Here is a 5,099-nt window from a genome sequence, read left to right on the forward strand (position 1 = left end):
GCACATGGCTGCACACGACACCGCGAAGGGACCCCGCCATGACCGCCATCACGCTCCCCACCGCCCCGGCCGCAGAGACCGCCGTCGCGTACGACCGCTCGACCCGGCGGCTGCTCGCCGCCGGCGTCGTCGCGGGGCCACTCTACGTCGCGACCGTCGTCGGGCAGTACTTCCTGCGCGGCGGCTACGACCCGACCCGGCACGCGGCGAGCGTGCTGGCCAACGGCGACTACGGCTGGGTCCAGATCGCCAACTTCGTCGTCGCCTCGGTGCTGACGGTCGCCGTGGCGATCGGGCTGCGGCGGACCGGACGGGCGGGGGTTTGGGCGCCACGGCTGGTCGGCGCCTACGGCGTGTCCCTGCTGGCTGCCGCCGTCTTCCTCGCTGACCCGGTCGAGGGCTTCCCGCCCGGCACCGAAGCCGCGGCGGAGTTGAGTTGGCACGGTGTCGCGCACCTGGCGGCGGGCACGGCCGGGTTCGGCTGCCTCGCCGCCGCCTGCTTCGTTCTCGGCCGCCGGCTGCGTCGCTCCGGCGACCGCGGCGCCGGCGCCTACGCCGTCGCCAGCGGCGCTGTGATCCTGGGCGGCTTCCTCGCGGTGTCCGGCAGCGCCGGCGCCGCCTGGGGCGTGCTCGCCTTCACGGCCGGCATCCTCGCCGGCTGGACCTGGCTCGCCGTCACCTGTGCCCGAGCGGCTCGCTGAGCCGTAAACGCACGACGGCCGCAGGGACGAGATCCCTGCGGCCGTCGTCGTGTGCTGCGTCAGCTGCATCCGCTGGTGGAGCCGCAGCCCTCGCAGACGTAGCAGCTGCCGGCCGGGCGCATCTTCGTGCCGCAGGTGAAGCAGAGCGGCGCGTCGGTGCTCGTGCCCTGGATGACCTCCAGCAGCTCGGCCGAGGTGTGGGCCTCGACCGGGGCAGGGCGGGCGGCCGCGGCCTCGACGGCCGGGGCCGGCTTGGCCGGTGCGGCCTCCGGCTGCGGCGTCACCGGCGCCGACTGCCGGAACGTGTCGACCTCGACCTCGACGTCGGAGGAGTCGGGCGTGTACTCCCCCGTGTCGAGCTGGCGGGCCCGCTCGGTCGCGGTGTAGATGCCGAGCGCGGCGCGCGACTCGAACGGCAGGTGGTCCAGCGCGAGGCGACGGAAGATGTAGTCGACCACGCTCTGCGCCATCCGCACGTCCGGGTCGTCGGTCATGCCCGACGGCTCGAAGCGCATGTTGGTGAACTTCTCGACGTACGTCTCCAGCGGGACGCCGTACTGCAGCGCGATGGAGATGGCGATCGAGAAGGCGTCCATGATGCCGGCCAGCGTCGAGCCCTGCTTGCCCAGCTTGAGGAAGACCTCGCCGAGGCCGTCGTCGGGGTAGGAGCCGGCGGTCATGTAGCCCTCGGCGCCACCGACGGTGAACGACGTGGTGCGGCTCGGGCGCGTCTTCGGCAGCCGCTGGCGGGTCGGCCGGTACTCGACGACGACCTCGCCGGCGGCGGGCTTCTCGACCGCCTTGTCGGCCCCCTTCGCCTTCGCGTCGGAGAGCGGCTGGCCGACCTTGCAGTTGTCGCGGTAGACGGCCAGCGCCTTGAGGCCGAGCTTCCAGCCCTGCAGGTAGACGTCCTCGATCTCCTCGACGGTCGCCGACTCGGGCATGTTCACCGTCTTGGAGATGGCGCCGGACAGGAACGGCTGCACGGCGGCCATCATGCGCACGTGGCCCATCGGCTCGATGGCCCGCGGCTGGCCGGCGGCGCAGTCGAACACCTCGTAGTGCTCCGGCTTGAGGCCGGGGGCGTCGACGACGTTGCCGTGCTCGGCGATGTACTCGACGATCGCCTCGATGGTCTCGTCGGCGTAGCCGAGCTTCTTCAGCGCCCGCGGGACCGTCAGGTTGACGATCTGCATGGACCCGCCGCCGACCAGCTTCTTGAACTTGACCAGCGAGAAGTCCGGCTCGATGCCGGTCGTGTCGCAGTCCATCATGAAGCCGATGGTGCCGGTGGGCGCCAGCAGCGACGCCTGCGCGTTGCGCCAGCCGTTCTTCTCGCCGATCTTGTTGCCCTCGGCCCACACCTTGGTGGCCAGGCTGCGGACGTCGGCGTCCAGCGCCGCGACCGAGCGGAGGTCGTCGTTGGCGGCGGCGTGCTTGCGCATGACCCGGGCGTGCGCCTCGGCGTTGCGGGCGAAGCCGTCGTACGGGCCGACGACGCCGGCCAGCTCGGCGGAGCGCTTGTAGGCCGCACCCGTCATCAGCGACGTGATGGCGGCGGCCAGCGCGCGGCCGCCCTCGGAGTCGTAGGCCAGGCCCGACGCCATGAGCAGCGCGCCGAGGTTGGCGTAGCCGATGCCGAGCTGACGGTACGCGCGGGTGGTCTCGGTGATCGCCTCGGTCGGGAAGTCGGCGAACGTGATCGAGATGTCCATCGCGGTGATGATCAGCTCGACCGCCCTGGCGAACGTGGCGCCGTCGAAGCTGCCGTCGGCCTGCAGGAACTTCATCAGGTTCAGGCTGGCCAGGTTGCAGCTGGAGTTGTCGAGGCTCATGTACTCCGAGCACGGGTTCGACGCGGTGATGCGGCCGGTCTCGGGGTTCGTGTGCCAGTCGTTGATGGTGCCGTCGTACTGGATGCCGGGGTCGGCGCACTCCCACGCCGCCTGCGCCATGTCGCGGAACAGCTTCTTCGCGTCGACGGTGGAGATGACCTCGCCGGTCATCCGGGCCCGCAGGCCGAACTCGCCGCCGGCCTCGACCGCGCGCATGAACTCGTCGTTCACCCGGACGGAGTTGTTGGCGTTCTGGTACTGGACGGAGACGATGTCGGCGCCGCCGAGGTCCATGTCGAACCCGGCGTCGCGCAGCGCGCGGATCTTGTCCTCCTCGCGCGCCTTCGTCTGGATGAACTCCTCGACGTCGGGGTGGTCGACGTCGAGCACGACCATCTTCGCCGCACGCCGGGTGGCGCCGCCGGACTTGATCGTCCCGGCCGAGGCGTCGGCGCCGCGCATGAAGCTGACCGGGCCGGACGCCGTCCCGCCGGAGGACAGCAGCTCCTTGCTGGAGCGGATGCGGGAGAGGTTCAGGCCGGCGCCGGAGCCGCCCTTGAAGATCATGCCCTCTTCGCGGTACCAGTTGAGGATCGAGTCCATCGAGTCGTCGACGGACAGGATGAAGCAGGCCGACACCTGCTGCGGCGACTTCGTGCCGACGTTGAACCACACCGGCGAGTTGAAGCTGAACACCTGGTGCAGCAGCATCCAGGTCAGCTCGTGCTCGAACACCTCGGCGTCGTCGGTGGTGGCGAAGTAGCCCTCGTCCTCACCGGTGGTGCGGTACTTCTTCACGACGCGGTCGATGAGCTGGCGCAGGCTCCACTCGCGCACGTCGGTGCCGACGGCGCCGCGGAAGTACTTCGTGGTGACGATGGTCGACGCGTTCAGCGACCAGAAGTCGGGGAACTCCACGCCCTTCTGCTCGAAGACGGTCTCGCCGGTCTTCCAGTTCTGCTGGACGACGTCGCGGCGCTCCCACGTCACCTCGTCGTACGGGTGGACACCCGGGGTCGTGTAGATGCGCCCGATGCTGAGCCCCCGCGCCTTCTTCGACCGTCCGGCCGGCTTGCTCCCCGTGCTGTTGCGGCTCGGCCCGCTCACCGTCTCCGTCATGGACCTTCCTCACTTCCCCCGGCGATTACCCGAAACATGGTGCATCGATGTAGTGGCTTACGGTTCCGCGACGGTCAGGGTGGAATCCTGTTCCCGCCCCTCGTCGTCGCTGCGACGTGCGGCCTGCTCGCGGTCGGCCCGCAGCGTCGCGATCTCGTTCTCGAAGTCGTCCAGGCTGTCGAAGTCGCGGTACACGCTGGCGAAGCGCAGGTACGCGACCTCGTCCAGCTCGCGCAGCGGGCTCAGAATGGCCAGGCCGACCTCGCGGCTCGGGATCTCCGCGCTCCCCGATGCGCGGAACTGCTCCTCGACCCGCTGGGCCAGCCTGGCCAGGGCGTCCTCGCTGACGCCCCTCCCCTGGCACGCCCGGCGCACCCCGGCGATGACCTTCTCGCGGCTGAACGGCTCGGTGACCCCGGACCGCTTCACCACGGCCAGCGTCAACTGCTCGACGGTGGTGAACCGGCGCTCGCAGGCCAGGCACTGCCGCCGGCGGCGGATCACGGTGCCCTCGTCAGCGGTACGGCTGTCGACCACCCGGCTGTCGGCGTGACGGCAGAACGGACAGTGCATTTTCAGGCACCTCCTCGACACTGGACCCTGTGGACGAGATGGGGACAACTTGTGCACTCTCGACCACTACCTGTGGACAGCTTACACCCGTGTAACTACTAGATATAGGGGTACGGTACGTCGCACGGGAGGGCGTCTGCAACCGACATGGCCGTATCGGCGAGGGGTGTTTCAAAGCCGCAGGTCACGGGTGAGTCGATCAAGCCTCTCGGCGCGTCGTGCGATTCGGCTGTGAGCGAGCTCATGTGCTGTGCCTGGCGAGGGCAGACTGGATCTGCGCAGGTCAGAGGCTGTTCGGGTGGCTGAAGGGGGTATACGCCCGGGTTCGCCTGTGGGTTGTGGATGACGGCGCCGCTACGGCCTGTGGATGACGGGGCGACCACAAGATGTGGGGTTGCGTCTCGTTGGCTGCCCGATTCGTTGCGCCGGGCTGCCGCTGGTTGGGTTCGCCGCGTCGGGTGGCCCCCGAAGAAGGGGCGCTGGCCTTCAGGCTCGCTCGCGTGAGGTCCGCTGGCCGCTGACGGGCCGCAGGTGGATGGCTACCGGCTCCGCTGTACTTCCTGCTCGCGAGCCGCCGCCGGCCAGCGAACAACGAGAACAGCGGACCTTTGAGCCGGGGCCATTTTCCGGGCGGCGCCCTGATGCTGTTGAACCGGGGGCGCGGTGACGCGGGTCAAGTCCAAGCGCCCCAACCATCCAGGCTCAGTAGCCCAGAGCGCTTGGACTTGAGGCGCGTCACCGCGCGGTGACGTCCCAGGTCGTGGTGTAACGGTCGGGCCGTTGTCGGCGTGGGTGACCACGTCGGGGGTGGCCATCGTGTGATGGTCGGCGAGACCACGCCAATGGTTCTCGCGGAAGGGACACATCACAC

General features: G+C 69.7%; 3 protein-coding genes. 1 reads left to right on the top strand and 2 read right to left on the bottom strand.

Features of this window, described 5'->3' with window-relative positions; translation table 11 throughout:
- The first annotated feature begins 38 nt into the window (after positions 1–38).
- Positions 39–701 carry a DUF998 domain-containing protein gene (locus tag C1I92_RS32595; protein ID WP_111258783.1) on the top strand — a complete coding sequence of 221 codons (663 nt, stop codon included), beginning with the start codon at positions 39–41 and terminating at the stop codon, positions 699–701.
- A 59-nt stretch (positions 702–760) separates the two neighbouring features.
- Here C1I92_RS32595 and C1I92_RS32600 read toward each other — a convergent pair whose 3' ends face one another.
- A complete protein-coding gene (locus C1I92_RS32600; RefSeq protein WP_111258784.1) occupies positions 761–3,655 on the bottom strand; it encodes a vitamin B12-dependent ribonucleotide reductase in 2,895 nt (964 codons plus the stop codon).
- 57 nt (positions 3,656–3,712) lie between these two features.
- The gene (gene nrdR / locus C1I92_RS32605; RefSeq protein ID WP_111258785.1) at positions 3,713–4,228 is read right to left on the bottom strand and encodes a transcriptional regulator NrdR; all 516 of its coding nucleotides are present in this window, start codon (positions 4,226–4,228) and stop codon (positions 3,713–3,715) included.
- Between the last annotated feature and the right edge of the window lie 871 nt (positions 4,229–5,099).

The organism is Jiangella anatolica, from assembly GCF_003236295.1.
In the GTDB taxonomy this organism is placed as follows: domain Bacteria; phylum Actinomycetota; class Actinomycetes; order Jiangellales; family Jiangellaceae; genus Jiangella; species Jiangella anatolica.

Excerpts from the sequence above, each read along its gene's own strand:
- nrdR (WP_111258785.1), bottom strand. The coding sequence starts at position 4,228 with ATGCACTGTCCGTTCTGCCGTCACGCCGACAGCCGGGTGGTCGACAGC.
- C1I92_RS32600 (WP_111258784.1), bottom strand. The coding sequence starts at position 3,655 with ATGACGGAGACGGTGAGCGGGCCGAGCCGCAACAGCACGGGGAGCAAG.
- C1I92_RS32595 (WP_111258783.1), top strand. The coding sequence starts at position 39 with ATGACCGCCATCACGCTCCCCACCGCCCCGGCCGCAGAGACCGCCGTC.